This is a genomic window from Nitrospirota bacterium, from assembly GCA_016214855.1.
Taxonomy (GTDB): domain Bacteria; phylum Nitrospirota; class Thermodesulfovibrionia; order Thermodesulfovibrionales; family UBA6898; genus UBA6898.
Genome location: JACRMT010000005.1, coordinates 124,606 through 150,640, shown reverse-complemented (window position 1 = coordinate 150,640; position 26,035 = coordinate 124,606). Strand labels below are relative to the sequence as shown.

At 52.3% G+C, this 26,035-nt stretch carries 24 protein-coding genes; 16 read left to right on the top strand and 8 right to left on the bottom strand.

Features of this window, described 5'->3' with window-relative positions; translation table 11 throughout:
* Window positions 1-102 precede the first annotated feature (102 nt).
* Both HZB62_07310 and HZB62_07305 read right to left on the bottom strand, forming a co-directional pair.
* Window positions 103-849 (bottom strand): general secretion pathway protein GspB, encoded by a 747-nt coding sequence (locus HZB62_07310; protein ID MBI5074961.1) that lies wholly within the window; start codon window positions 847-849, stop codon window positions 103-105.
* A gap of 2 nt (window positions 850-851) precedes the next feature.
* Entirely contained in the window at window positions 852-2,468 is a 1,617-nt protein-coding gene (locus tag HZB62_07305) for an AAA family ATPase (protein ID MBI5074960.1), read from the bottom strand.
* 162 nt (window positions 2,469-2,630) lie between these two features.
* Here HZB62_07305 and HZB62_07300 point away from each other — a divergent pair, with 162 nt between their 5' ends.
* Window positions 2,631-3,443: an RluA family pseudouridine synthase gene (locus HZB62_07300; GenBank protein ID MBI5074959.1), complete on the top strand. Its 813-nt coding sequence runs from the start codon at window positions 2,631-2,633 to the stop codon at window positions 3,441-3,443.
* Window positions 3,444-3,484: 41 nt separating this feature from the next.
* Here HZB62_07300 and HZB62_07295 read toward each other — a convergent pair whose 3' ends face one another.
* Together HZB62_07295 and HZB62_07290 are read right to left on the bottom strand one after the other, a co-directional pair.
* Window positions 3,485-5,452 (bottom strand): DUF2207 domain-containing protein, encoded by a 1,968-nt coding sequence (locus tag HZB62_07295; GenBank protein ID MBI5074958.1) that lies wholly within the window; start codon window positions 5,450-5,452, stop codon window positions 3,485-3,487.
* 4 nt (window positions 5,453-5,456) lie between these two features.
* Window positions 5,457-5,927, bottom strand: coding sequence for a DUF4149 domain-containing protein (locus HZB62_07290; protein MBI5074957.1), 471 nt, complete (start codon window positions 5,925-5,927; stop codon window positions 5,457-5,459).
* 149 nt (window positions 5,928-6,076) lie between these two features.
* Here HZB62_07290 and HZB62_07285 point away from each other — a divergent pair, with 149 nt between their 5' ends.
* The 5 genes from HZB62_07285 to HZB62_07265 all read left to right on the top strand — a co-directional run bounded on the left by HZB62_07285 (window position 6,077) and on the right by HZB62_07265 (window position 11,439).
* Window positions 6,077-7,087 (top strand): N-acetylmuramoyl-L-alanine amidase, encoded by a 1,011-nt coding sequence (locus HZB62_07285; protein ID MBI5074956.1) that lies wholly within the window; start codon window positions 6,077-6,079, stop codon window positions 7,085-7,087.
* Window positions 7,071-8,099 carry a rod shape-determining protein gene (locus tag HZB62_07280; protein MBI5074955.1) on the top strand — a complete coding sequence of 343 codons (1,029 nt, stop codon included), beginning with the start codon at window positions 7,071-7,073 and terminating at the stop codon, window positions 8,097-8,099. Before HZB62_07285 ends, HZB62_07280 begins: the two co-directional genes overlap by 17 nt.
* Window positions 8,100-8,157: 58 nt before the next feature.
* On the top strand, window positions 8,158-9,399 hold the full coding sequence (locus HZB62_07275; GenBank protein MBI5074954.1) for an SPOR domain-containing protein: 1,242 nt from the start codon (window positions 8,158-8,160) through the stop codon (window positions 9,397-9,399).
* A 100-nt stretch (window positions 9,400-9,499) separates the two neighbouring features.
* Window positions 9,500-10,864: a DEAD/DEAH box helicase gene (locus HZB62_07270; protein ID MBI5074953.1), complete on the top strand. Its 1,365-nt coding sequence runs from the start codon at window positions 9,500-9,502 to the stop codon at window positions 10,862-10,864.
* 188 nt (window positions 10,865-11,052) lie between these two features.
* The gene (locus tag HZB62_07265; protein MBI5074952.1) at window positions 11,053-11,439 is read left to right on the top strand and encodes a DsrE family protein; all 387 of its coding nucleotides are present in this window, start codon (window positions 11,053-11,055) and stop codon (window positions 11,437-11,439) included.
* 73 nt (window positions 11,440-11,512) lie between these two features.
* Here HZB62_07265 and HZB62_07260 read toward each other — a convergent pair whose 3' ends face one another.
* A complete protein-coding gene (locus HZB62_07260) occupies window positions 11,513-11,740 on the bottom strand; it encodes a hypothetical protein (GenBank protein ID MBI5074951.1) in 228 nt (75 codons plus the stop codon).
* Between the two features lie 139 nt (window positions 11,741-11,879).
* Between HZB62_07260 and HZB62_07255 the strand changes: the two genes are divergently transcribed.
* The 8 genes from HZB62_07255 (at window position 11,880) to HZB62_07220 (ending at window position 20,291) form a co-directional block, all read left to right on the top strand.
* Window positions 11,880-12,263 carry a hypothetical protein gene (locus HZB62_07255; GenBank protein ID MBI5074950.1) on the top strand — a complete coding sequence of 128 codons (384 nt, stop codon included), beginning with the start codon at window positions 11,880-11,882 and terminating at the stop codon, window positions 12,261-12,263.
* A gap of 116 nt (window positions 12,264-12,379) precedes the next feature.
* A complete protein-coding gene (locus HZB62_07250; GenBank protein MBI5074949.1) occupies window positions 12,380-13,234 on the top strand; it encodes a prohibitin family protein in 855 nt (284 codons plus the stop codon).
* Between the two features lie 46 nt (window positions 13,235-13,280).
* Window positions 13,281-13,646 carry a hypothetical protein gene (locus HZB62_07245; GenBank protein ID MBI5074948.1) on the top strand — a complete coding sequence of 122 codons (366 nt, stop codon included), beginning with the start codon at window positions 13,281-13,283 and terminating at the stop codon, window positions 13,644-13,646.
* Window positions 13,647-13,686: 40 nt separating this feature from the next.
* On the top strand, window positions 13,687-14,433 hold the full coding sequence (locus HZB62_07240) for a DUF1499 domain-containing protein (protein ID MBI5074947.1): 747 nt from the start codon (window positions 13,687-13,689) through the stop codon (window positions 14,431-14,433).
* A 2-nt stretch (window positions 14,434-14,435) separates the two neighbouring features.
* Window positions 14,436-15,104: a glycerophosphodiester phosphodiesterase gene (locus HZB62_07235; GenBank protein MBI5074946.1), complete on the top strand. Its 669-nt coding sequence runs from the start codon at window positions 14,436-14,438 to the stop codon at window positions 15,102-15,104.
* A gap of 229 nt (window positions 15,105-15,333) precedes the next feature.
* Window positions 15,334-17,301: a UvrD-helicase domain-containing protein gene (locus HZB62_07230; GenBank protein MBI5074945.1), complete on the top strand. Its 1,968-nt coding sequence runs from the start codon at window positions 15,334-15,336 to the stop codon at window positions 17,299-17,301.
* A 27-nt stretch (window positions 17,302-17,328) separates the two neighbouring features.
* Window positions 17,329-19,596: an RNA-binding transcriptional accessory protein gene (locus HZB62_07225; protein ID MBI5074944.1), complete on the top strand. Its 2,268-nt coding sequence runs from the start codon at window positions 17,329-17,331 to the stop codon at window positions 19,594-19,596.
* 38 nt (window positions 19,597-19,634) lie between these two features.
* Window positions 19,635-20,291: a YceH family protein gene (locus tag HZB62_07220; GenBank protein MBI5074943.1), complete on the top strand. Its 657-nt coding sequence runs from the start codon at window positions 19,635-19,637 to the stop codon at window positions 20,289-20,291.
* A gap of 15 nt (window positions 20,292-20,306) precedes the next feature.
* Here HZB62_07220 and HZB62_07215 read toward each other — a convergent pair whose 3' ends face one another.
* Window positions 20,307-20,987 carry a PilZ domain-containing protein gene (locus tag HZB62_07215; GenBank protein MBI5074942.1) on the bottom strand — a complete coding sequence of 227 codons (681 nt, stop codon included), beginning with the start codon at window positions 20,985-20,987 and terminating at the stop codon, window positions 20,307-20,309.
* A 102-nt stretch (window positions 20,988-21,089) separates the two neighbouring features.
* Between HZB62_07215 and HZB62_07210 the strand changes: the two genes are divergently transcribed.
* Window positions 21,090-21,830, top strand: a complete 741-nt coding sequence (locus HZB62_07210; GenBank protein ID MBI5074941.1) for a diguanylate cyclase — start codon at window positions 21,090-21,092, stop codon at window positions 21,828-21,830.
* A gap of 18 nt (window positions 21,831-21,848) precedes the next feature.
* Entirely contained in the window at window positions 21,849-23,363 is a 1,515-nt protein-coding gene (locus HZB62_07205; GenBank protein MBI5074940.1) for a radical SAM protein, read from the top strand.
* A 149-nt stretch (window positions 23,364-23,512) separates the two neighbouring features.
* Here the strand turns inward: HZB62_07205 and HZB62_07200 are convergent, their stop codons facing one another.
* Both HZB62_07200 and HZB62_07195 read right to left on the bottom strand, forming a co-directional pair.
* The gene (locus tag HZB62_07200; GenBank protein ID MBI5074939.1) at window positions 23,513-24,298 is read right to left on the bottom strand and encodes a dienelactone hydrolase family protein; all 786 of its coding nucleotides are present in this window, start codon (window positions 24,296-24,298) and stop codon (window positions 23,513-23,515) included.
* A gap of 170 nt (window positions 24,299-24,468) precedes the next feature.
* Window positions 24,469-25,641, bottom strand: coding sequence for a hypothetical protein (locus HZB62_07195; GenBank protein ID MBI5074938.1), 1,173 nt, complete (start codon window positions 25,639-25,641; stop codon window positions 24,469-24,471).
* Window positions 25,642-26,035: the final 394 nt, after the last annotated feature.

Sequence of the window (26,035 nt, the reverse complement as noted above, 5' to 3'; positions counted from 1 at the left end):
TCTTCTGAATCTGCATTTACGCGATATTCAATTAATCAGGTTGTCATGGTCCCGAAAGCCTTCGGAACACTCTGCAATACACTTAAGATTTGCTCATGCAGCTTACTTTACGCTGACAAAAAAGCGGAACTTCTTATACGAAAGGATCACACCGTCAACAGTGATCTCTTCGATCCTGATGCCGGGGTCCAGCACCTGTCCTTCCCGCATCATGTGATCATTGATGCGTACCATGCGCTCTGCAGGGATGGACGAATACATATAGGCTGTGATCGAAAAGAACTTTTTGAGGCTGTCCCTTACTGACGGCGGAAGTTCAGAGAACTTATAGAGCTTATCCCTGACCGGAAGCTCCGCAGGAGTTTCGCCTTTTGGCTCTGTCTGTGCCGGTTCGCTCACTGCTCCCTGTTCCTTGCTGCTTATTGGGGTCTGCTCTACAGGAACAACAGGTGTTTTGTTCAGGTCGCTCTTTCCTGCAACCACTTTTTCCGGTTTTTCCTGGACCTTGTCATTCTTTATGACAGGCGTTTTGATCTCGCTCCTGACGTCAGGCACAGGCTGGGCCGGCGGCAGGACAACCGCGGCAGTGTCCGTCTTCTTCGGCAGGTCCTGACTGACTGTTCTTACAGTCTTTGCCGTATCCCGGTGAGCTCTCTCTTTTGACGGTGCCAGGACGAACCACGCGATCATTACGCCTGCACCGAGAAGAAGAAATGAGGCAAGAAGATACGGCCATACAGCCCTTCGCTGGGAATAATCCACCACAGAGTCCTGTTCACTGAGGCCCGGGATCAGCCCCCTCCTCCGTTCTTTTTCGAGCTTCTTGAGTGCATCCAGGATATAGGACATGGTCAGATCCCTTCGCTGCCCCTGCTGAGAAGAGGCTCCCCTTCACCATAGCGGGAATGCAGATGGATCACGGTCTGCGAGCCGACAACACCATCAGGCACAAGGCCTTCCTCAAGCTGGAAGCGTTTTATCTCATTCACGATCTCTTCGTCATAGGTCCTCTTCAGGGCAAAACGGCTGTCTCCTGTTTTTTTCGCCATGAGCGCTGTAAACCACTGCAGATGCCGGCCGGTCTCTCCGGGCCGGATCTCACCGCGCCACGAAGGCGGGACCTTCCAGAACAGGACATATTCACCAAGCCATTTCTTCTCAAGCTCCCTGACATCGACGGTCAGATCGCGGTCAGCAAGATGGAGCGTAGCGTTCTGCCCGCGCACAGATCTGAGCAGGGCATAAAAACTGTTCCCCTTATCATCAAAAAGCTTAAGGACAGAAGGTCTGTTCAGTTCTATCAGCCGTTTTAGATCGCTTAAGCCCTTAAGACACTGCAGTCCTTCACTTGCCGCCTGTCTGCAGACAGCCTTCATCCCAACGACCTTATAGGAAGAACCCCACTGTCTGAACAGTTCCTGATATGCCATCTCTTCGCTTCGGTCAAGGGGCTGCCCAGGCGGCCACTGAATAGTGACAGGGGGCGCCGGCTGCGGCTTTTCCTGGATCTGAACTTCCCTGACCGGCTGAGGCTCAGGCTGAAAGAAGACCTGCTGATACGAAAACGCTGCGACCGCAGCCACCGCAGCAAACAGAACTATGCCTGCAACAATCCGGCCGATGACCTTAAGGCGCGGCCCACCCTCTTCAACCCTTCCAAAAACCTCCTGAGCCGCCTTCTTTAACGTGGCCCTGTCAATCTTGTCTTTGCCCTGAACATACGCACCAAGCAATGAGCGGTCACAGATCAGGTTGATCAACCGCGGCACGCCGCGGCTCAGCTGATAGAGCATTGGCATGAGCGACGGAGGGAACAGCTGACGGTCAACACCGCCAATGGCAAGGCGATGCACGACATAATCTTTCACATCATTTTTTGAAAGAGGCCCGAGGTGATACCGGGCAGTGATCCTCTGCTCCAGCTGGCTCATGCCCGGTCGTGCCAGCATTTCCTTCAGCTCAGGCTGCCCCAGCAGGATGATCTGGAGCAGTTTATACTGATTCGTCTCCAGGTTCGTAAGCAGCCGCACCTGCTCCAGCACATCAGGGCTGAGGTTCTGGGCCTCTTCCATGATCAGCACGGTCTTATGACCCTTTGCACAGGAGGCAAGCAGAAAATCATTGATGCGGTCAATGAACACTTTGTTGCTTACCGCGCCTTCAGGATACGGGATGCGGAGCTCATCACAGACCACGGCAAGCAGTTCCTCTACCGACAGCCTTGGGTTGAGCACAAAAGCGATATGCGTGTCAGGCGGCATCTGGTCGAGAAGACAGCGCGATACCGTGGTCTTTCCCGTGCCGACATCGCCGGTCAGGAGAATAAATCCGCCGTCGCTTCGGATGCCAAAGGTAAGGTGTGCCAGCGCCTCCCGGTGCTGTTCACTCATGAACAGATAACGGGGGTCAGGAGCGATCGAAAACGGCGGTTCTTTCAGTCCGAAATATTCTTGATATAAAACAGTCATAGACGGCGGATCCTCTGTTGTTACAAGCTCTTCTGTGAAGTACAGCGTACAATAAAATCCAGGGAAAAGACAATCATCCCTAAAGGCAGCCCATCAATTACCGGGGCTTCATAACTCCCCCTGCCCCCTTTATCTGCTTATTCCCTTTATAATACGAAGACGATGGAAAAGATAGTTATCAAGACAACAGGCACGAACCCGCCGTCTCAGGCAGCAGATATCCTTGCGCTCAGGACCGGACTTTCGAAGAGCAGGATCAAGGATGCGATGACCAAAGGCGCTGTCTGGGTAAAACGAAAAGGCAGCATGAAGCGTCTCAGGAAGGCAACGACCGTGCTCTCGCCCCACGACCATGTTGAGATACATTATGACGAGAAGCTGCTTTCGCTCAAGCCGCCGGAGCCAAGGCTGGTGAGCGATCAGGGATATTACAGCGTATGGTTCAAGCCGTCAGGCCTCATGGCCCAGGGCACCATGTTCGGCGACCATTGTTCGCTCCTGAGGCAGGCAGAACTCCATTTTCAGACGCTGAGGCAGGTCTTTCTGGTGCACCGCCTGGACAGGGAGGCAGACGGCATCATGATCATTGCACACAGCAGGGAAGCTGCAGCGCGGTTTTCCGAGCTCTTCCAGAAAAAGCTGATCACCAAGGAATACCGCGTTGAGGTCCTCGGAAATCTTGAGACGCAGGGCAATAAGGGTGTCATCAATCTGCCGCTTGACAATAAAGAAGCTGTCACAGAATATGAGGTGATATCATACGATCCGCAGCAGAACAGCACGCTCGTTTCTGCCTTCATCCGCACAGGCCGTCTGCATCAGATCCGCCGCCACTTCGAGATGACAGGCTTTCCGGTGATCGGTGACCCGAAATACGGCAGAGGGAACAAGAACAAAGAAGGGATGAAGCTTACAGCAGTATCCCTGAGATTTCAGTGCCCGTTTAACAGGCAGGAAGTTTCGTTCACGATCTGACGATAGTTCGCTCGCTTATCTTGCGGACAACACCTTTAGGCCTACCATCCGCCCCCTCCTCCTCCGCCGCCACCGCCGCCTGAAGAACCGCCGCCGCCACTGCCGGAACTTGAACCCGGGGCTGTTGATGACGACGATATCGCATGAGAGAACGAGTCGCCAAGAGAAGAGGCAAAGGCTGCTGCGCCAAAAGACCCCGCCGAAGAGCCGGAATACCAGACAGGACGATACTGACCTGTCCCGCCGGCAGCAGAGGCCTTGTCTATGACCCCCGAGAACTGCTCTGCCCACTGCTGCTCAACATCCAGTGCAAGGGCATAGGGCAGGAATTTTTCGAACAGCTGAGGGGTGCGGTCTGCAGGGTGCATGGTATTCAGTCTGTCCTGTTCCGTTGCAGCAAGAAACCGCTTGAAGCCTTCTATCTCATCGAGCATTTTTCTGCCTGCACGTGTCGGCGCCTTCAGGAGGTTAAAGAAGATATAATTGACTGCCATTGCCGCAAGAAGGAACAGCGGCATCACATAGGAGGTGCTCATTGCCAGGATGTACATGCCAAAGCCCTCACCGCCCAGAAAAGGCAGGGTAAAGCAGGTGATGAATACGGCAGCTCCGACATTTCCCAATCTGCTCCAGCCCCGGGACGAAATGACCATCTTCCATTGGGAAACTACCTGTTTAAGCAGCACGATAACGCCTGCGCTCCAGCCCGTAAGCCAGATGCCGATAAACAGGAACACCGGAAGGCCGCCCTTGTCGATCGCAGAGCTGATACCGCTCACGAGCAGGAAGGTCGCTGTCAGGAGAAGACCGATAACAAAATAGTTCCTGTTGGTAACAAAAAAGATCCGCTCGCACTTCAGCTTCAGATATTCCTCAACCTCGGTAAGCGCTGCCCTGATATGGCTATGGTTCTTCTGCTCGAGCTTAAGTGCTGCGCCTGCACTGAAGAGACGGCGGTACAGTTTGCTCTCCTCGGGCGAAAGGCCCGTTTCCGCACCTGCCTTCTTTCTGACCGTATATTCCCCGTCATCATCCTGTATCGTGATCAGTCCCTTTACCGCAAGATCGATAAGCGCTGCAGTAAAGGCCTTGTTGTCATACCCCATCCGCGATATGAACCTCATCACCGCAGGAGAAAGTTTTGCAGGGGGCTCATAAAGGACCATTATAGTGCCTGACTCAGGGTCCTTGCCGACGAGCATCCATACGATCCCGTAATAGCCCGCAAGCAGAAGCAGTCCGGCAAGGGCAAGAAACATCCCGGTCGGGCTCCCGGGCCTGATGCTGTTAATGAACCTGTCCATATCCGTAAGAGGCTCTATCAGCTCGGGCGGGCCTTCCTGCCTGACATAACCCTTTGGCCAGGCGACCGCCACGGTAAGGCCTTCAGAATAAGAGAGCGTATCGGTGGTCTTGAATCTGACCGTGCCGTCCCCGGCACGCTCACTCGTGAAGTTCTGGTCTTTCGAACCCTGAGCTCCTGTATATCCTGCAGTCCTGAGGATATGACGTCCTGCATCTCCGGGCAGATGTATTTCAGCAGCGGCCTTATCAATAGAGAACTCCCACCCATTCCCTGTTACATTCCAGTACAGCTCGTCATAATCGTCAAAAAAGCCGAGCTGATGGTCTGTCGCATAGGTCAGTTCAAACTCATAGGTCCCGGGAGCAAGGGTGATTGCATCGTCCCCCATGTAGACCCTGATCCCATTCTCATTATCCTTTGTAACATATGATTCAGGCCTTCCGCCCCTCTTCACCCCGACCACACGGAACCCTACCTTCCTTATCTTCCCTGAGGCCTCTTCATAGCGTTGAGGAAAATCCCTGTATATGCCGTGCCTGATCTTCTTCCCTTCACTGAGCACAAGTATGGTCTCTTTCACGATCAGGTGGGCATCCTCATGCACCGTGATATCGCTCTGAAAGCTGAGGATACGCTCATCCGCCTGCGCAAGCGGGATAAGCAGACAGAGGATGAGGAGCAGGGAAAGCAGGAAGGTCTTCATGCCGTTATGTCTTGAGACGGGAACTGATGACCAGCAATGCAATGCCGTCTGCCAGTATGAGGAGATTGAGAATTGCGCTCTGTCCATGCAGAGCCCGGAACTTCTTTCTGAGCTGATCATCAGGAGAGGTCTTTTCAAAAGATGCGATCTCCTGCTTGACCTTTTTGATCTCCGGATGCAGCCTCACACTCACATACAGCGACAGCACTACAGCCGCTGTCAAAAGGAGAAGGGACAGGGTATGACCGGAAACAGCCCTGTTCTGAAACGCTATCAGAAAAAAGACAAGAGAAAGGACAGAAACAACAACGGAAAAAAGGAAATAGGACGGAAAGAGCTTTCCCACGATCTCACCGGCCATGTCCTTGCCATAGGATCTGAAGATCACCGGCGTGACAACAAAGGTGAAGAGAAAGATGCCGCCGACCCAGAGAGAAAGGAGCAGAATATAACATTGGGTAAATACCGCCCGCATGCCGATATTATATCCGAATTATCTCCGATACGGTTGCCAATATGATCCTTATTCGAAAAAATGACTGAAAACATTGAGTTTTGGCGCACAAATTGCTAAAGTTGTACAGTATTATGATCACTTTTTTCCCCAGAAGAAAGGAACTCAAGATGCGGCGGGAGATCCTCCGGAGCGTGTATGAGGATAATCTTGTCATGCTCGGACAGGGCCGTTCTCTTCTGACAAAGCGCCGGCTGTACCTCGGGAAGAAATATCTTATTGCAGCCCTGCTCTGCATTATCGCCGTATTGGTGAACGGCCGGCATGTGAATATCTCGTTCTCGCCCACAGAACTGACCGCGCAGACAGCGATGATGAACATGGCCCCGGCCTTGCCCCCGCCGGCCCCGGAAGGAGTACCGAACCCGGCTGAACTGAACTCTGTGGCAGGTTCCGGCAATGTAGCTCTCAGCCGCATGTTCGGCCTGAAGATCAAGACAATCATGATCGACGCAGGCCATGGTGGCTCTGATTCAGGGACAGTCGGGAAGATGGGCACCAAGGAAAAAGATATTACGCTCGACATCGCCCGGAGGCTGCGTCAGCACCTTGAGGCCAAAGGCAACTACCGTATCCTGATGACCAGGGAAGATGACTCTGCCGTATCGTTGAACAGACGCGTTGAGCTGGCAAAAACGGCAAAGGCCGACCTGTTCATCTCCGTGCATATCAATTACCTGCCGCAGAAACCGATCAACATAATCGAAACGTATTACTTCGGACCTTCCACGGACGCCAATATCCTCAGGCTCGCTGAACAGGAGAACGCGGGATCGGAACAGGGCCTGAGCGATTTCAGGGCCATCGTCGAAAAACTCGGCAAGACCATGAAGCTTCAGGAATCAAGGGAGTTCGCAGAATCGATCCAGTCGAACATGGTCCGGTACAGCAGGAAGCAAAACAGCAGCATCCAGGACTTCGGGGTGAAGAGGGCCCCGTTCGTCGTGCTCCTTGGCTTGGAGGTGCCTTCCGTGCTTGCGGAGGTTTCGTGCATGAGCAACCGGGAGGAAGAAAAAGAGCTGCAGCAGGAAGGCCACCGCGAATATATCGCCCGCTCCCTTGCACTCGGAATATTTGATTATCTCAATAAAGGAGACCTTACGCATGAAGCAAAACGATGAGCAGAATCAGGAAAATGTACTGTTTGTAGGTATCGATCTCGGCACGTCCCGGAGCGCGATCTCTGCGAGCAACGGCAAACGGGAATGGATCGAGAGTTATGTCGGTTGGCCGAAGGATTTTATCGCCGAGCAGGTCATCGGCAAACCCGTGCTCTTCGGAGAAGAGGCCCTGCAGCACCGGCTTTCCCTTGACCTCTGCCGGCCGCTCGAACGGGGCATTATCAAGGAGGGTATCGAAAGCAGCGAGCGAGCGGTCAAGGAGATCATCCGCCACCTGATCGACCTGGCCAAATCCGAGCCGGGCAAACAGATCCACGCGGTTGTCGGCGTGCCCTCGGATTCGCTGAAGGTGAACAAGCTTGCCATCAGGCGGGCTGTTGCAGAGCACGTGCAGGCCCTTATGGTCGTGACCGAGCCCTTTGCGATCGCGTACGGCATGAACCTGCTGAACAACGCCCTGGTCATCGATATAGGCGCCGGGACAACCGACTTCTGCATCATGCACGGGACGATCCCTTCGGAAGAGGACCAGAAGACCATCTTCACCGCAGGCGATTATATTGACGAGCAGCTCTTCAATTATTTGATCGAAAAATATCCGAATTCGAGGTTCAACAAGAACATGGTGCGCCAGTTCAAGGAAAAGTTCAGTTTTGTGCGGACGCTCGACGAAGATATCCGCGTTGAACTCCCGGTTGACGGCAAGCCGGTCATGCATGACATCAAGAACGAGGTGCGCCGCGCCTGCGAAAGCATCCTGCCGGCCCTCGTGGATACCACGACAGAGATGATCGCCCGGTTCGACCCCGAGTTTCAGATGAAGATCAAGAACAATATCGTCATGGCAGGCGGCGGCAGCCTGATCAGGGGCATTGACGAATACCTGCAGGATGCGCTCAAGGAATACGGGGCCTGCAAGGTCACCCGCGTCAAAGACCCGCTCTTCGCAGGTTCTGACGGGGCGCTGAAGCTCGCTACCGATATGCCGGCAAAGTATTGGGAAAAACTGTAGGGGCACACAGGCATCCTGCACTGACGCTGTAGACCAAAATCCAGAAATGAGGTAAGACATGGCAGACGAAACTATTCTTGTCGTTGACGCAGACCATGAGACAGACCAGAAGATCACTTCCACGCTCGAGGCTGAGGGGTATCTGGTATTTTCGGGTGTCAGTCATGTTGTGACCGATGAAATGGCCGGTAAACTCAACCCCTCTCTCATCTACATAAAACCGCTTTCCGCAAATGCTGCGGGCTTTCAGCCGTGCCGGACGATCCACGGCATCGCAAAACTTCAGCATGTCCCGATTGTGCTGCTGGCCGCACTGAAAGGCAAGGTTGAACCGCAGTATACCGAGTATTACGGCATTGTCGATTTCCTCAGACCTAATTTTACCGGCGAGGAATTGATCGCAAAGACCAGCTCTGTGCTCGCCTCTGCCAGGCCACAGGCCGAACCGGAATCGGACAGGGGAGCATTCATGCCGAATGAAGAGGTGTCTGCATTCGATGAGCCGCTTGCTGTTGAGAAGCCTATGGTCATGGATGAGCCTTCTGCTGCAGATGAGGGACTTCTGGTCCGGAATGAGCCGCCCGCTGCCGATGAACCACTCTCCATGAATAAGCCTCCTGCAGAGCAGGAAACACCTCTCAAAAAAACACCGGAGGCCGCGCGTGCCGTGGAGGAGGAATTCCCCTGGGAAGATGACGAACCAAAACCCGCGCCGGTAAGACAGCCCCTGCCAAGCCGGACTTACCGGCGGGGCAGAGCACAGAAGCCTTCCCTGCTTCCCTGGCTGATCGGCCTGCTGATCCTCGCAGTATTGGGCGGCGGCGGTTTTTTTGCATATCAATATTTCATGCCGACGCAGAAACCGGCTGCGCGTGAGGTTAAGAAAGCTGTCACGCCTGCTGCGCCCGAGCAGAAAGAAGCTGCCAGTGCTCCCTCAGCTCCTCCTGCTGTTGCTCCGGAGCCTGCTGCACCTGTTACCGCGCCCCCTGCGCCAGCCAAGGCCCCTGAACCGGCACCGGCTCCCGCTGCACCTGCAGCCAGCCAGCCTGTCCCGGCATCGAAAAAGCCGATGTATGCAGTGCAGGCCGGCGCCTTCAAGACCGAAGAGATCGCTGCCGCACTGGTCAAAAAGCTGAAGGCAAAAGGGTACGAGGCCTCTGCACAGAAAGGCGTTACCAAGGACAAGTCTCCGATCATCAGGGTCCTCATCGGCAATTTTTCGGACAGGAAGGCCGCAATAAAGCTGGCAGGTGAGATCCAGACAAAAGAACAGATCAAGACCACGATCTTCACCGAGTGATCAGCTCTGTGCAGGCAGCCGCGGACCATGAGGGGTTGGGCAGCACAAACAGCCAAACAGACCTGTATTTCGGAACAGACATGATGTAGAGTATAAGGGTATGCGTTTTGATGAACTGGATATCCATCCAAAGGTCCTTGAAGGAATAAGAGCTGCAGGATTTTCTACATGCACGCCGGTCCAGTCATTGACCCTGCCTGAGGCCCTGAAAGGCCGAGATATTGCAGCCCAGGCGCAGACCGGCACCGGCAAGACCGCTGCATTTCTGATCTCGGTATTCTCAAGAATGCTGTCCATGCCTGCTCCGTCACCGGGCCCTTCCCCGCGAGCCCTCGTTATTGCCCCCACCCGCGAACTGGTCGTTCAGATAGAGGCAGAGGCAAAACTGCTGGGCAGCTTTGCAGGGTTCAGGATCGTCTCTGCATACGGCGGCATTGATTATCTGAAGCAGAGAGATGACATCGCAAAGGGCGTTGATATGCTGATCGGTACACCGGGCCGTCTCATCGACTATCTGAAGCAGAAGGTCTACAGCCTGAAAAAAACCGAGTACCTGGTCATTGACGAGGCTGACCGCATGTTCGACATGGGCTTTATCGCAGACCTCCGGTTCATGCTCAGGAGAATGGCGCCGTACAACGAGCGCCAGTCCATGCTCTTTTCAGCAACTCTTTCGCATCGCGTCATGGAGCTCTGCTATGAGCATATGAACAACCCCGAGCGCTTTTCCGTGACGCCCGAGCAGATGACGGTCGATATTATCGAGCAGGAACTCTATCATGTGAGCAGGGAGGAGAAGTTCGGTCTGCTCCTTGGACTGCTGAAGCGGGAAGCAGGCGGCCACTATATCATCTTCTGCAACATGAAATCCACGGCTGACAAGCTGAAGACCATGCTGAACGCCAATGGGCATGCTGCTGCAGCCATCACCGGTGACCTGCCTCAGGACAAGCGGATAAAGGTGCTCAACCGCTTTAAGAGCGGAGACCTTTCCATTCTGATCGCAACCGACGTTGCCAGCAGGGGCCTGCATGTCGATGGGATCACCCATGTGATCAATTATGATCTTCCCCAGGACTCTGAGGATTATGTCCACCGCATCGGCAGGACCGCACGTGCAGGAGCGGGCGGCAAGGCGATCAGCCTGGCCTGTGAAAATTATGTGCTGTCGCTTCACGACATAGAAGAGTATATCAGGAAGAAGATACCGTCGGTGCCGGTGACCGATGACCTGATCGTTACCGATTACAAGAGAGTTTCACTGCATCAGCCTTCTGCAAAAAAAGGGTCTCCCTCTCCTCACGGGAAAAGACCTGCTGACAAAGGCGCAAAAAGACATGCATCCGGCTCAGGCAGCAGGAGCAGCGGCTCCAGAAGCTCGGAAAACCGCCGCAGGCCTGACCAACAGAAGAGGGACAGCAGAAAACCGGCGCCCTCTGCCAAACCCGATCCCTCCAACGCATAGCAGCAGCTGCAATACGTCTTGCCGAAATAAAGGCACCGGCAGCAGGTGAGCCTAAGGCTCTTGCAGTTGGCTTTAGGCATTGAAGCAGGTGCTTTAGTCACATTTAGTCACATTTAGTCACCAATTGACAACAAGAGACAGTTTGATATAATATCTAAACATTGCAACTATTAAACAAGGAGGCATCCATGTCAGACAAGAAATTCGTTTTTACCTTATCGCACACAACCACCAACCCCATTGAAGTCCTGGGCATTATGAAGATCGCTTCGAACATCAAGGCATTTTCGGACGAATCTGAGGTCGCGATATTCCTGATCGGCGAGGGCGTGCAGCTTGCCAAGAAAGGTGTTGTCGAGAATATCTCGATGGAGTTTGAGGGCAAGCAGGTCAATTTCGGAGAGATGCTCGAACTGCTGATCGATTTCGGCGTAAAGTTCTACGTCTGCCACGCCTTCATGCCCGGCTATGGCCTCACCCCGGAGAACCTGATCGAGGGAGCTGAGATCAAATCCAGTTCCTATCTCGGGGAACTGCTCCTTCAGGGATATGTGCCCTTCTCTCTCAGCCTCTAAGCATCAGGCGCTATAAACAGGAAAAGGCTCCCATGGGAACATGAGGAGCCTTTTTTATGGCATCCGGAGAAAATTATACTGCGTCGATATCGTCGTACAGCGATGATTCTGTCGAGTAGTAAGGAACTTTTTCAGACGAGATATATTCATAAACACCGGCCGCAACAGAACCGGCAACCATGCCGGCTGTTGCTCCCAGCAGACTCCCTTTAGCCGGATGTCTCCGGTCAGACAGCATACCCAGCGCAGTCCCTGCCGCAGTCGCTATTCCCAGCCATATGACGTATTGTGATATTTTCATCCTGATCTCCCGAAAAAGCAGTATAGAATACCACGAACAACTGCCAGCTGACAAAAGATGAGGAGATCTCCGGCGCTCAACGCCGCCGATTGAATCCGCGTCATAAAAAGGGTAAACTGTCCAAAAGCAGCGAGACCCCATGAACGATCTGAATCATTATTATGATAAACTGAAGGGCAGCACCATAGCCTGCATAGGATATATGCTGTCTCCGCTTTCGTGGTGGAACGATGCATACGTTAACATCCCGATCGCATATGCCTGCGCATGGCTGGTCAGCTTTTTGTATCCCCATCTCTTTCTGCCCGCCTTTGCCGGCTCATATCTCATGACCAATATTCTGGGCTTTGTGCTGCTCCAGAAAGGAATTACAAGGACTCTCTCGAAAAATAACCACGAAAAGGTCCGCTATACCGGAAAGCATTTGGCAAAGGACATCGCCATATCGCTCTGCTACACAGCTCTCATGGTCCTGCTGGTGAAGAGCGGAGTCATTAAACCGGTCCAGCACTATTTGAGATAGCAATGGCAGCTCAATGACCGTCCTCCTGAGCGCAAAAATCCATTCGTAATTTCTCCTGCAACGTGATATCATGCCACTATTGCCTGAGGAAAAAATAACAGAGGGGGGGGTAACAGATGAAAGAAATTAATGTAGATGCCTTGGCAGAAAATGCAAAGAAATTCGGCGGCAGAGGGAAAAAGCTCGCACTCATTGCAGCCATCGTGATAGCGCTCTGGTTCGCAATCCGGATCCTGAATCCTTTTGTGGTGGTGAGCGCCGGAGAGAGAGGCGTTGTACTCAATTTTGGGGCGGTTCAGGACGCCGTGCTCGGAGAAGGACTGCATCTGCGTGTGCCCTTCATGCAGAAGGTGATCATGATAGATGTGCGCATTCAGAAATCCCAGACAGACGCAGAATCTGTCTCAAAAGACCTGCAGGACACGAAATCAACCATAGCAGTGAACTATCACTCGTCGCCTGATAAGGTAAACAAGATCTATCAGACCATCGGCGTCTCGTTCAAGGAACGGGTAATAGACCCTGCTGTCCAGGAGGTGGTCAAGGCCATCACTGCCCGATACACGGCAGTCGAGCTTATCACACAGCGCGAGAAGGTGCGCAACGAGATCAAGGACCTGCTCAAACAGCGGCTCATTACCTATGATATTGTGGTGGACGATTTTTCAATCGTAAACTTCAGGTTCTCACAGCAGTTCGAGGCTGCGATCGAGTCGAAGCAGACCGCTGAGCAGCTCGCCCTGAAGGCACAGCGGGACCTCGAAAGGATAAAGATTGAGGCTGACCAGAAGATCGCCAGCGCCAAAGCAGAGGCAGAATCATTGAGGCTCCAGAAAGAAAATGTCACGCCCCAGCTCATACAGCTTAGAAAAATCGAGGCATCTATCAAGGCCATAGAAAAGTGGGACGGCCATATGCCGAAGGTGAGTTCAGGTGCTGTCCCCTTCATAGACATAAAGTCATTGGAATAAGGCAGATCACAGAGCATAAGAGATCAGAGCCGGACTGACTATTACCATGTTCTGGAAAACCCTGGATCAGGAGAAACGCCTTTACCTCATAGCCGCACTCGTACTGCTGCTGGGCCTGGCCGGTTCCATCGTCATTTACCTGACAGCCGGGGATGATCCGAAGGCTGCCGTGGGCTATACCATAGTTGATGGACAGGCCTATCCGATCATGCCGGAAGACTCCAGGATGTACAGGCATGATCTGCAGGTCTATGGCGGCAAATACAGTGTTGCTGCTGATGAGTTCTTGCGCTGGTTCAGCAGCCTCTGGCACGGACAAACTCTGGCATTCACCATAACAGTTATTACGCTGCTGATATCTCTCGGACTTTTCTTCGCTGCAAAGACGACCCCGCCAGACCCTAAACACTGAACCTTGGCAGAGAGAAATATTCTGCTATACTGAAACTAAGATGATCGATACGAACAGAACTCTGCCTTTCGTTGCTGTCTGCAGCCTTGTCCTTGCCGCTGCCCTCGTCCTCACCACTGCAGTGTCAGGCCTCGGCACGCGGTTCGGCTGGTGGGGCTTTCGGACAGGGCTTTCGCTTCTGAGATGGTCTGCATATGCTGAACTCGCAGTCGCAGCAGCTGCAGTCATCGGCTGTATTTTTGCCTATTCCCGGGGACAGGGGAGCAGCCTTTCCCTGTTTATGCTCGCAGGCATCATCAGTATTGCTGCAGTCATTGTTCCGTTTCGCGTGTATCTCATTGCCCGCAGTGTCCCGGCTATCCATGACATCACGACCGACACGGAAGATCCGCCCAAATTCGATATTGTCCTCAGCATGCGCAAGGCGGCCCTGAACCCGGCTGAATACGGAGGCCCTGAGATCGCTCTCCAGCAGAAAAAGGCATATCCTGACATTGCACCGCTGCTGCTGAATGTACCCCCTGCCCGGACCTTTGAAAAGGCCCTCTCAGCAGTCCAGACTTTGGGATGGGAAATCGTCAGCGTTGATCCTGCAAATGGGCGTATCGAGGCAACAGATACGACCTTCTGGTTCGGGTTCAAGGACGATATCGTGATCCGCATCACTGCTCAGGGTAATGGCAGCCGCGTCGATCTGCGTTCGTTATCACGCGTCGGCAGGAGCGATGTCGGGGCAAATGCAGACAGGATACGCAGATATCTGACCGCCCTGAGGAAAGACACATAGCAATGTTCCTCAAAACAGGCCACCGGGGTGCACGGGCATATGAGGTCGAAAATACGATCGGGAGCTTTAAGAAAGCTGTTGAGCTTGGCGCCAATGCGATAGAACTCGATGTCCGCCAGTCAAAGGACAGAGAACTGATCGTATGCCACGATGATAACCTGAAAAGGGTATTCGGCATTGACCTGTTGATAAACGAGGCAACACTGAAGCAGCTCAGGCAGGCAACAGGGGACAGAATACCTTCTCTCAAAGAAGCATTGGGCTATATCGGGAAAAAGGTCGAAAAGATCCTGGTGGAATTAAAGGAGACCGGACAGGAAAAGAGAGTTCTTGATGAGGTGAACAGGGCGAAACTGAAAGACAGGGTCATTATCGTTTCTTTCCATGAAGAGGCTCTTGCCGCTGTTCGAAAGCTGGACAGGGAGCTCGAGACCGGACTGATCTATACGAAATTCAGGAACCCGATAGAAACAGCCATGAAACTTCAAGCTCAGTATCTTGTCCCTCTTTACCGGTTCGTTCATACAAAAGATATCGAAAAGGCCCATAAGAACGATCTGAAGGTGATTGTCTGGACAATCAATACAACAGAAGAAGCAGAGGCGTACATCGCAAAAGGCGTTGACGGCATTGCAACTGACAGGCCGGATATCTTTCAGGAGATAGCGTAACCACGCCTGCGAGCCCGCTCCCTGCGCCCTTTGTTGCCTTCTTGTTTTTCGCCCGGTAATATAGATGGTCAGATGTTTTTCCCCGGCGGCCTGTAGGCATTAACTATCTCTCGCCCCATGTAACAAGGATCCGGATCAGCTTCGGAAAAAAGTTCAGAGGAACTAAAAAGTCACGATGGATATATATAAAGAAATTGCGCGGCTCAATCGCCGGCAGGAGGAAGCGGTCATGCAGACCGACGGCCCTCTTCTCATCCTCGCCGGCGCCGGTTCAGGCAAGACGCGGGTCATCACGATGAGGACTGCATACCTGATAAAGACAGGGATCAGCAGGGCTGGATCTGTGCTTGCGGTCACCTTCACCAACAAAGCGGCAAAAGAGATGCGGGAGCGGGTCAAATCCATGCTCAAGGGAGAAACCGGCACACCGGTGATCTCCACGTTTCACTCTCTCTGCCTGAGAATACTGCGGCGTGAGATCGAGCATCTCGGGTACCGCAAAGACTTCACCATTTATGATACGTCCGAGCAGGTCTCGCTTCTGCGGAACATCCTTTCTGATATTAAATTCTACGACAAGAGCTTCAAGCCCGAAAATATTCTCGAAAGGATCAGCAGGACAAAGAACGATTTCGTTCCTGTTGAGACAGGCCCGTCAGATAATCCGCTTGAAGAGGCATCGGCCATGCTCTATCCCCGTTACCTCGACGCACTCAAATCGCTGAACGCACTCGATTTCGACGACCTTCTCCTGCTTACCCTGAAGCTCTTCAAAGAGCATCCTGATGTGCTTGCGCAGTATCAGAATATGTTCCGCTATATCATGGTGGACGAATACCAGGACACGAACCGGGTCCAATACAATTTCATCAAGCTTCTTGCCGGCGACAGAAAAAACCTCTGCGTTGTCGGCGATGACGATCAGTCCATATATGGATGGCGGGGAGCCAGCCTCGGCAATATCCTCCATTTCGAGAAGGATTTCCCCGGAACGGTCATTGTGAGGCTTGAGCAGAACTACCGCTCCTTCGGCAATATCCTGACCGCCGCAAACAGCGTAATCAAGAACAACAAAAAGAGAATGGAGAAATCCCTCTGGTCGGAAAGAGGCGACGGCCCAAAGGTCAATATCCTGAAGGCGCGGGACACAGAGGACGAGGCAGCCTGGATCGTAGACAGAATCTCGACGATCAGGCTCGAAAAGAATACTCCTTACGAGCATTTCGCCGTGATCTACCGGGCCAATATTTTTTCCAAACCCTTTGAAGAGGCGCTCAGAAAACAGCGCATACCCTATTCGGTGGTAGGAGGGACAAGCTATTTCGAGAACAAGGAGATAAAAGACCTCGCAGCGTACCTCAAGATCATCGCCAATCCTTCTGACGACCTGAGCCTTCTCCGTGCGGCAAATGCGCCGAAACGCGGTCTGGGCCCTTCTGCACTGGGGCTCCTTTCCGAATTCAGCCGCGCCCATGCCCTGAGCCTTCTCGATGCCTTTGGCAAAGCAATCGAGGTGCCCGGTCTCGGCCCAAAACCTGCGTCATCAGCCAATGCCCTTTTCGGTCTGCTTGGGCGATATCGCGATATGTTCAGAAAAGGAAGGGAAATGGACAAGACTCTCAGGGCCCTTATTGATGAGGTCAACTACCGTGACTACATCAGTGAACTTTATAAAACACCTGAGGTGTCCTTCAGGAAGATGGAAAACCTGGACGGCTTTGTCGAATCCCTCCGGCACTATGAATCCTCTGAAGTATCACCCTCTCTTCATGGGTTTCTCGAGACCATGGCGCTTACAGACCTGATGGACGAAAAAGAGGAGAAAGGCGGGTACGGCGTTACGCTCATATCATTCCACTCCTCAAAAGGCCTTGAGTTCCCGGTCGTATTCATTGCAGGCGCTGAAGAGGATATTCTGCCGCACAAGAAATCTGCCGACACCATAGAAGGGCTCGAGGAGGAAAGAAGGCTTTTCTATGTAGGGATAACGCGGGCCATGCACGAGCTGTTTATCACCTATACGAACCAGAGAACGAAATACGGAAAAGACGCGCCTTCTGTCCCCTCACGCTTCCTTGAGGAGCTTGATGAGGAGGTCATAAAAAAGCTCGATCGTTTCGAGAAACTTTCCCCTGAAGAGGAAGAGCTCTATGCCAAAAAGTGCTTTGCGAACATACGCGCCATGATTGGAAAATGAGTATCAACCTGATATGAAGGGAACTGGATGAAAGAATCACATTTACTAATAATCGCAAAAGAGCTTGGCATAGCGCCCGCACAGGTAAAGGCAACAGGAGCTCTGCTCGACGACGGATCAACGGTCCCTTTTATCTCCCGGTACCGCAAGGAGGCGACCGGAAGCCTTGACGAGGTGGCTGTTGCTGCTATCAGGGACAGGCTGGAGCAGCTCAGGGAACTGGACAAGCGGCGGGAAGCGATCCTGAAGTCTTTGGAAGAGCGGAGCCTGCTCACAGACGAATTAAAGACTAAAGTCGACGGAGCAGATTCTCTGACCGTGCTGGAGGATATTTATCTGCCGTTCAGACCCAAGCGCCGCACACGGGCGATGATGGCAAAGGAAAAGGGGCTCGAACCTCTTGCGGCCGCCCTGTTTGCGCAGGAAGAAATGGATATTGAAGCAGCGGCAACATCCTATCTGGATGCAGAAAAAGGCGTTTCATCTGTCGAAGAAGCCCTTGCAGGATCGCGGGACATTATTGCGGAATGGATAAGCGAGGACCCGAGGGCACTGCAGTGGCTGCGGGAGCTCTTTGCAGCAAAGGGCATACTGCGGTCAAAGGTCATGTCCGGCAAAGAAGAGGAAGCAAACAAATACCGTGACTATTTTGACTGGGAAGAACCGATAGCAAAGGCCCCTTCACACAGGATACTTGCCATTCGCCGCGGAGAAACTGAAGGTTTTCTGATCATGCGCATAACACCGCCTGAAGACAAGGCTCTCAGCCTGCTCGAAGAAGTCTTCATAAAAGGAGTTACATCAACATCTGAACAGGTGAAGCTTGCTCTGCATGACAGCTATAAGAGACTGCTCACCTCTTCCATGGAAGGCGAGATCCGCCTTGCTGCCAAGAAAAGAGCTGACGAAGAGGCAATTCGTGTTTTTGTCGAGAACTTGAGGCAACTCCTGCTCTCCCCTCCTCTGGGCAGGAAAAACGTACTGGCTATCGACCCCGGCTTCAGGACAGGCTGCAAAGTGGTCTGTCTCGATCAGCAGGGGAAGCTTCTTCATAATGACACCATCTATCCCCACTTCTCAGAAAAAGGCATCGGTGAGGCAGGCACAAAGATCAAAGACCTCTGCAGCCGCTTCAACATCGAGGCAATCGCCATAGGAAACGGCACTGCAGGGAGGGAGACAGAAGCCTTTGTCAGAGGGCTCGGTCTTGCATCCGGCATAAACATTGTTATGGTGAATGAAAGCGGTGCATCCATCTACTCTGCGTCAGAGGTGGCGAGGGAGGAATTCCCTGACCTTGATCTGACGGTCAGGGGATCGGTCTCGATCGGCCGTCGTCTCACAGACCCTCTTGCGGAACTCGTGAAGATCGATCCAAAATCCATTGGTGTAGGACAATACCAGCATGATGTGGATCAGACCGCACTGAAGAAGAGTCTCGATGACGTTGTCAGCAGCTGCGTCAACGGCGTTGGCGTGGAAGTAAATACCGCAAGCAGACAGCTCCTCACCTATGTATCAGGCCTCGGGCCTCAGCTTGCAAAAGGCATCGTTGAATACCGGAACGAACACGGCCCGTTCAGGTCACGGGAAGAACTGAAAAAGATCCCCCGTCTGGGGCCGAAGGCCTTTGAACAGGCAACAGGTTTCCTCCGCATACGGGACGCTGAAAACCCTCTGGACGGATCAGCCGTGCATCCGGAAAGCTATCATATTGTCGATACCATGGCACGGGACCTCGGATGCTCGGTGGTTGACCTGATGAAAGACGATGGTCTCAGGAAAAGGATAGACCTTTCCCTCTATGTGACCGATACGGCAGGCCTGCCGACCCTGAACGATATCATGTCCGAGCTGGCTAAACCAGGGCGCGACCCAAGGGAGCAGTTCGAGTCATTCAACTTTGCAGAGAATGTACAGAAGGTTGAGGACCTGACACCGGGCATGAAGCTGCCGGGCATCGTTACGAACATAGCTGCCTTTGGTGTCTTTGTTGACATAGGGGTCCATCAGGACGGTCTTGTGCATATCAGCGAGCTTGCAGACAGGTTTGTGAAGAATCCGGGAGATGTCGTGAAGGTGCATCAGAAGGTGACGGTCACGGTGCTGGAGATCGATCTGCAGAGAAAGCGCATTTCGCTCTCGATGAAGAGCGCTCACGCAAACAATGAGGGTGCTGCAAAAAAAGAAGCTGCAAAACCATTGCCGAGGTCTGAGAAAACACGCAAAAAAGAGGACAGGAAACCTGCGCAGTTCTCAAATAATCCCTTTTATGAAGCGCTCAGAAAAAAATGATGTATCATATTCTTTAAAACCCGCATGCAGGAGGAGATATGGATCCAGTTCTTGACGACAGAGAGATACGCATTCTTGGCTGCCTTATCGAAAAGGAGCTGACAACACCTGAGTATTATCCCTTGTCCCTGAACAGTCTGACCAATGCCTGCAATCAGAAGTCCAACCGCAATCCAATGGTCTCATACGAGGAGACCATTGTACAGGAGGCGCTGGACAGGCTGCAGTCAAAAGGTCTTGCGCGAAAAACGCTCACGGCAGGCAGCCGCGTCGACAAATATCTGCATACCATCCTGGACAAATTTGATCTGTCAAAACCGGAAATGGTAGTGCTTTGCGAGCTGATGCTGCGCGGTCCCCAGACAGCCGGAGAGCTGCGTTCCCGTGCCGAAAGGATGACCCCCTTTGAGAACCTTGATAAAATGGACGAAACTCTCAGGGGACTGACAGAACACGCTCCGGCACTGGTCATCCAACTGCCGAGAGAAGCCGGGAGAAAAGAGCGGAGATTCATGCACCTTCTGTCCGGCAGCAGGAGTACTGCTGCGTCCGATGCAGACCAATCCGATGCACCGTCAGCGTTGCCGCTCAGGAGTGATGAACGCCTCAGCTTGCTGGAGGAAGAGATCGAAAAATTGAGAACAGAGCTGAAAGAGCTGAAGCAGGCCTTCGCAGAGTTCAGATCACAGTTCTGAACTCTACAGGACCGTTCAGGTCTGATCAGCGTTATCCGGTCCTGAAAAACGCCTGATCGCAGATACTGCCTCGGTACTGATATCGAAGAAACTAACCCCATAACCGGCCCCCGGCTTGTCAGGCAGGACTCGCACAATCTCACCGGGGACGGTCAGCTGCCGGCTGTCTGCTATGGCGAAGGTGCAATGGACCGTGGCGCCTTCGGGCATTACACCGGAAGACCTGAAGAAGAGCCCTGCAATGCTGATATCCTCGATCATGCCGGTAAATCGTTTGCCCCGCGTCTGACATACCAGTCTGATCTTCACCGGAATCCGGCAGGCCTTGCGGGGAGCGATATTCAGCATGCGATGCGCCTCCTGCAGCAATACGGCAGAAACGACCGGCATGGTTATATAGGCATTGGCATTGCAGCTGACGCAGCGTTCGATCTCCGGGTCCTGTGCCCGGCAGATGAGCAGTATCGAGACCGCGCGCGTCCCGGCATCGTCCCGTATCTGCCTGCAGAGTTCCTCTCCGCCCGTCTCCCCCGTATCAAGGTATGCGATGATGAGGTCAGCCCTTTCAGCCCGGTGCAGGGCAAGTGTCAGGCTGTTGGAAGCTGCCGTTCGTACGCTCACGTCAACCCTGCTGAGAAAGCTCTGCTCGGGCCGGAGAAGCTCGTAGATGTCCTGGGGCATAATGACTTTCTTCATGGCACTTTTTTTAGTATACCTTACCCCTTTGTTGTTCTGCCCTTTTTCCCCTGCATAGTATGGTAAAATTTCTTACTTTTGAAACAGGAATGGAATCCCCCAATGACAGACCACAACCAGCTCCATGACGCACTAAAACAACTTTCAACGGACCTCAAGGTCCTCATCGATCTTTCGGTGCACGAGACCGACGAATCCTGGGACAAGATGATCGATACGGTAAAGAAGGAAATAGCCGATGAGGTGCACAGGCATGCAGGACAGCGAGGCCGGACAGGAGACATCGTTTACCAGACGCTTATTTCCGAGATCTACGACCATCTCGGCATGCTGGTCAGAAATCTGAAGGCATCACAGACGAGGCTGAGAAAGCTTGCGACAAGAGACCTTCTGACCGGATTGTACAACAGGAATTTTTTTAATGAGACCATCGTGAGGGACATCAAAAAGGCTGAACGGCTCAACGAAAAACTTTCGTTTATCATAATCGATGTCGACGGTTTTAAGTATATCAACGATACCTATGGCCACCTGCATGGCGACGGTGTACTGCGTGAATGTGCAGATCTCCTGAAAAAGTGTGCAAGAAAATCCGATTTTCTCTGCAGGTACGGCGGAGACGAGTTCCTGATCGTCACTCCCATGCAGACCTGCACGGAGAATGGGGCTCTTTTTCAGCGTATTGAGGAGCATCTCTCTGACTGGAACTCTGCCTATTCGAGCTTCGATTACAGCCTTTCCCTGAGCATCGGCTGCTCGGTCTGGGAGTCCGGCAAAGACCTCGTTGATGTGCTTAATGAAGCTGACAAAAAGATGTATCGAAATAAAAAGAAAAAGAAATAATTTACCGGCATCGCCTTGATCCTCCTCATCTATCCGCCTGTTGCCAAACCCTGCGAACCTCCGGCAGGCATTACCCGCTTGTCGGGCATGCTCAACCGACACGGTGTTGCCCATGCCCTGCTGGATGCAAATCTTGAGGGTCTTCTCTATCGCCTCGGCCTGCCCCTCCCCTCCGGATCTGACAGTGCCTGGACAAAAAGGGCATTCAGGAATTGCGACAGGAATAGTTCCGCCCTGAGAGATCCCCGTCTTTACCGGCATCCCGATCGGTACAAAAGAGCGGTTAAGGATATCAGCAGGGTTCTCAGTGCAACAAGCCCGGCCGGCGTAACTGCAGGTCTTGCGGATTACTCAGACCTGGCCCTCTCTCCGGTTAGAAGCAGAGATCTTCTGGCCGCAGCAGACAGGCCTGAACTGAACCCTTTTTATCCCTATTTTTCATCGAGGCTGCGGGAGCTTTTCGATAAAAAAGCGCCTTCTGCGGCGGGCATATCACTGAACTATCTGAGTCAGGCATTATGCACGTTTTCGATGATCGGCTTCATGCGCCGGGAATTTCCTTCTGTGAAGGTGGTCCTGGGCGGCGGACTGGTAACCTCCTGGATGAAGAACCTCGCATGGCAGGAGCCGTTTGCCGGTCTGGTGGACCATGTTGTTGCAGGGCCAGGTGAATTTCAGCTTCTGTCTCTCCTCGGCATTGATACTCAGGACAGACACCTGCCGCGCCCGGACTATTCGTCTCTTCCCCTTCATCAATATCTGTCGCCCGGGTTCATTCTTCCTTACAGCGCCTCTTCAGGCTGCTACTGGAACCGCTGCGATTTCTGCCCGGAGGAGGCTGAAAAAAATTCTTACATCCCCATTCCGCCCGGACAGGTGATCGGGGATCTGAAAGAATTGGCAGCAAGGCACGATCCGTCCCTCATTCATTTGCTCGATAATGCCATAAGCCCTGCCCTTCTTGAAGCTCTCTGCACGGAAAGACCGGCCGCGCCCTGGTACGGCTTCGCACGGGTGAGTACTCAATTGGCAGATCCGGCTTTTTGTGCTGCCCTGAAAAGGTCCGGCTGCGTAATGCTTAAACTGGGAATAGAGTCAGGAGACCAGAAGGTCCTCGATGCACTTGATAAAGGCATAAACATTGAAACGACCTCCCGCGTGCTCAGGAACCTCAAAAAAGCAGGGATAGCCACCTACGTATATCTTCTTTTCGGCACGCCGGTCGAGACAGAGGCGTCGGCAAAAAAGACACTTGAATTCACAGCGCAGCACAGTGACTGCATTAATTATCTTAACCTTGCAATATTCAATATGCCGATCTGCGGCAAAGCCTCTGCTGCTCTATCGAGCCGAACTTTCTCCGAGGGAGACCTCTCACTCTACGCCGATTTTCTGCATCCTCAAGGGTGGGACAGAAAGAAGGTGAGGTTATTCCTCGACAGGGAATTCAAGCGGCATCCGGCAATATCAGCTATCCTGAAACAGGAAGTCCCGGTCTTCACCTCGAATCATGCTCCGTTTTTTGCACGGTGAACCGGCTTATATCCGTTCCTCTTCACCGTCTTCCAAGTCTTTTATGGCCGATCTCTATCTCGTCCCGATTGCTAAGGTCGCAGCATTAATTTTGATCGAGGCAGTTCTAACGGCCGGGTGAATCCGGCAACCTGCCGCATGGCTGACCTCTACGGCAACGGATGGTACAGCTTGAGCATTTCGACAGTGCGACGCCATGCGTCGCGGTCGTCTTCGCGACGATAGGTTCCGGCAGGCACTCCTTTGGCACCTGTTTGCAGATTAAAGCCATGGTTCGCTTCGGGGTATGCCACGAGTTCGAATTGTTTTCCGTTCTGCTTCGCGGCAGCTTCCATGGCCTGCATCGATTCGACCACGCAGCAGTCCATATACCGGTCGAGCTGCGCCGCAAGCACCAGGACCGGAACCTGGAAGCGCTTGACAAACCAGCCCATCTTGTTAGCCCAGGTCTTGGTGTACGGGTAATAGGCCACCACCACCGAAACGAGCTCCGATAGCGGCGCTGCGTTATAGAGTGCGCCGCCTCCGCCCAGAGAAAATCCGATCACCGCAGTTTTACCCCGTATGGCATGGGGGGATCGCTGCGCCCGATCAATTGCCTTCTTCAAATTGGCCTCGCCCGTAAGTTCAGGGTTAAGGATATCCTTGCCGGTGAGGAGAACCGCGTAGTAGCCAAGCTTAGCCAGCGCTGCAGCATAACTCTGATATGAATTGGGGCCACTCTGCCCTGAAATGACAATGATCACCGGTCCAACCCCGGTGTCCGGGGCATAGGCAGTCTGGGCCGGACCTTCCGGACCCGCCTCGGTTGACACACCGTCCGCCGCAAATGTCGGCGCGCCAATGACGGAAAATATACATCCAATAAACAGCACAGTCGCGATTCGTCGAATCCACAGTCTTCGATTCATGGGCTTTGTTATAATCGTCTTCATTCTTCCTCCTGTGGTTGTTGTAATCTGACAGCGTTTAGTGAAACGTCGCCTTCCCTCCGAGCGAAGCGAAAGGGGAACGACCGTGCCTCACCCGCGCGGGCAAGTACCTTTGCCAAAAACAAACCAGCGTTATTCCGCGTCGGTGTGGACGCTTTTGTTAAACATTTTCTTTATTTGCCGTGTCCTTGTCCTGTTTTTGAATAATAGTCTTCGATAAATGAGCCTGCCGCCTTTTCATCCTTTGAAACGTATATTTCAAAATATTGCAGCCATACGGTCTCCGGGATTTCGCTGAAAGGTATTTTTAGTAATTTTGGGCTGTTCTCCAGAGTTCCTCTCTGCTTGTCACTGATTTTACCCATGAGTTCGATATCGTTCGGATCAGTAGAGTCTCTATATGCAAGACTCTGAATCATCAGCCCTTGAAGTTTCTCAAAGGTAGTCAGACTCGATGATTCAATTTTCTCGCCCATGCTGAGACATTCCTTTTTCGCAGCTTCCTTTTTGCCTGTTGAGATGAGCGCCTTGCACGCTTTGAGTAATTGAGAGTAGAGTTCCGCAGGACTGGCAAAATTTATTGCATGTTGGCGTGCAGTAAACTGAGAATAGCCTACCGACTCTACTGCTTCTACTACTCCATAAAATCTTTCTTTAGAGTAGTTGGTAAATTTTCTTGCATTACCCTCTTGTATTTGTATTAGCGCATCATTCGCTTTCTTTTCATTTTGCAATCTGTAGCCGTTGAGATAATAGGAAAGAGCATTATCTGGAGCTGCTTGAAGCAGTTTCATAATGGTTTCCTGCAACTTTGCCGTTAGATTGCTGCCTGCAATTTCCTTGGAAGCAAAATAGCGGTCGATTAAGGATAACAGGGCGACCGCCGATGGCCTTTCCGATGCGGTTACGGATTCCAGAAGCACAGTGCCGAGAGAATTGTCTGTCTCGGTTTGTATAGCAGCTCCTATGATTGTGTGTGAATTGTTTAAACGCCGAATCCTGTTGATTTCTTCTTCGGTAAGCTGCATAGCTTCCTTGAACTGCAAATTCTGAAGTATCTCTTTTATAGTTTGTTCATCTTCTTTGTTCTTAATACATTCTTTCTTGCGTTGCTCTGTTGATCCGATTTCTTTTCCTTCTGAGTTGTCGCAGGCAGAAATGCAGTTCATTAACTCAATGCGGCGCAGGAAAAACTCGGCATTCATTTCGTCGTAATTTGGCGTTTGTAGTTTAATAAAATCATTGTATGTCGGCGGATGGGGGACACGGCCACTGGTTGAGGCACAGCCAATTGAAAAAAGTAGAAGGCTGGCGGCAAATGTTTGTTGTAGTATTTTCTTTATCATTTTATGTTTACGACTTAAATAACCTGCGCAGGCAAGCGGCCTGCGAAAACCGACCGACGCAATTCTGCATCGGGTTGATTTGCTTGTTGTGGAATGTTTTCACATCATTAAACCCAATAGAAATGAGATTAGATTGATTATGGCAATCACGAGAAACGGGATCAAAACGGCCGTGAGGAATGATATTACAATTTTCGGAAAAAGAGTAAGTCTCTGGCAGATGAGTATGGTGAATTTTGAGTATTTTTCAGGATTTGTCTTTACTTTCTGAATTGTTTTACTGTAGCCCCAGAAATGGAACGCACCCCAGAGAATACCATAGAGAATTATTGGTAGTATTAATTCAGTAAAATACATTTATTTTATTATCCACAATGGCGGAATTGAGCGGAAA

What these genes read in the sequence shown, in the direction of transcription:
- HZB62_07310 (MBI5074961.1), bottom strand. Translation starts at nt 849, where the DNA reads ATGTCCTATATCCTGGATGCACTCAAGAAGCTCGAAAAAGAACGGAGG.
- HZB62_07305 (MBI5074960.1), bottom strand. Translation starts at nt 2,468, where the DNA reads ATGACTGTTTTATATCAAGAATATTTCGGACTGAAAGAACCGCCGTTT.
- HZB62_07200 (MBI5074939.1), bottom strand. Translation starts at nt 24,298, where the DNA reads ATGAAGACGATTATAACAAAGCCCATGAATCGAAGACTGTGGATTCGA.
- HZB62_07290 (MBI5074957.1), bottom strand. Translation starts at nt 5,927, where the DNA reads ATGCGGGCGGTATTTACCCAATGTTATATTCTGCTCCTTTCTCTCTGG.
- HZB62_07215 (MBI5074942.1), bottom strand. Translation starts at nt 20,987, where the DNA reads ATGAAGAAAGTCATTATGCCCCAGGACATCTACGAGCTTCTCCGGCCC.
- HZB62_07220 (MBI5074943.1), top strand. Translation starts at nt 19,635, where the DNA reads ATGGATCCAGTTCTTGACGACAGAGAGATACGCATTCTTGGCTGCCTT.
- HZB62_07240 (MBI5074947.1), top strand. Translation starts at nt 13,687, where the DNA reads ATGATCGATACGAACAGAACTCTGCCTTTCGTTGCTGTCTGCAGCCTT.
- HZB62_07260 (MBI5074951.1), bottom strand. Translation starts at nt 11,740, where the DNA reads ATGAAAATATCACAATACGTCATATGGCTGGGAATAGCGACTGCGGCA.
- HZB62_07285 (MBI5074956.1), top strand. Translation starts at nt 6,077, where the DNA reads ATGCGGCGGGAGATCCTCCGGAGCGTGTATGAGGATAATCTTGTCATG.
- HZB62_07295 (MBI5074958.1), bottom strand. Translation starts at nt 5,452, where the DNA reads ATGAAGACCTTCCTGCTTTCCCTGCTCCTCATCCTCTGTCTGCTTATC.
- HZB62_07255 (MBI5074950.1), top strand. Translation starts at nt 11,880, where the DNA reads ATGAACGATCTGAATCATTATTATGATAAACTGAAGGGCAGCACCATA.
- HZB62_07280 (MBI5074955.1), top strand. Translation starts at nt 7,071, where the DNA reads ATGAAGCAAAACGATGAGCAGAATCAGGAAAATGTACTGTTTGTAGGT.
- HZB62_07270 (MBI5074953.1), top strand. Translation starts at nt 9,500, where the DNA reads ATGCGTTTTGATGAACTGGATATCCATCCAAAGGTCCTTGAAGGAATA.
- HZB62_07265 (MBI5074952.1), top strand. Translation starts at nt 11,053, where the DNA reads ATGTCAGACAAGAAATTCGTTTTTACCTTATCGCACACAACCACCAAC.
- HZB62_07235 (MBI5074946.1), top strand. Translation starts at nt 14,436, where the DNA reads ATGTTCCTCAAAACAGGCCACCGGGGTGCACGGGCATATGAGGTCGAA.
- HZB62_07300 (MBI5074959.1), top strand. Translation starts at nt 2,631, where the DNA reads ATGGAAAAGATAGTTATCAAGACAACAGGCACGAACCCGCCGTCTCAG.
- HZB62_07275 (MBI5074954.1), top strand. Translation starts at nt 8,158, where the DNA reads ATGGCAGACGAAACTATTCTTGTCGTTGACGCAGACCATGAGACAGAC.
- HZB62_07245 (MBI5074948.1), top strand. Translation starts at nt 13,281, where the DNA reads ATGTTCTGGAAAACCCTGGATCAGGAGAAACGCCTTTACCTCATAGCC.
- HZB62_07225 (MBI5074944.1), top strand. Translation starts at nt 17,329, where the DNA reads ATGAAAGAATCACATTTACTAATAATCGCAAAAGAGCTTGGCATAGCG.
- HZB62_07250 (MBI5074949.1), top strand. Translation starts at nt 12,380, where the DNA reads ATGAAAGAAATTAATGTAGATGCCTTGGCAGAAAATGCAAAGAAATTC.
- HZB62_07230 (MBI5074945.1), top strand. Translation starts at nt 15,334, where the DNA reads ATGCAGACCGACGGCCCTCTTCTCATCCTCGCCGGCGCCGGTTCAGGC.
- HZB62_07210 (MBI5074941.1), top strand. Translation starts at nt 21,090, where the DNA reads ATGACAGACCACAACCAGCTCCATGACGCACTAAAACAACTTTCAACG.
- HZB62_07195 (MBI5074938.1), bottom strand. Translation starts at nt 25,641, where the DNA reads ATGATAAAGAAAATACTACAACAAACATTTGCCGCCAGCCTTCTACTT.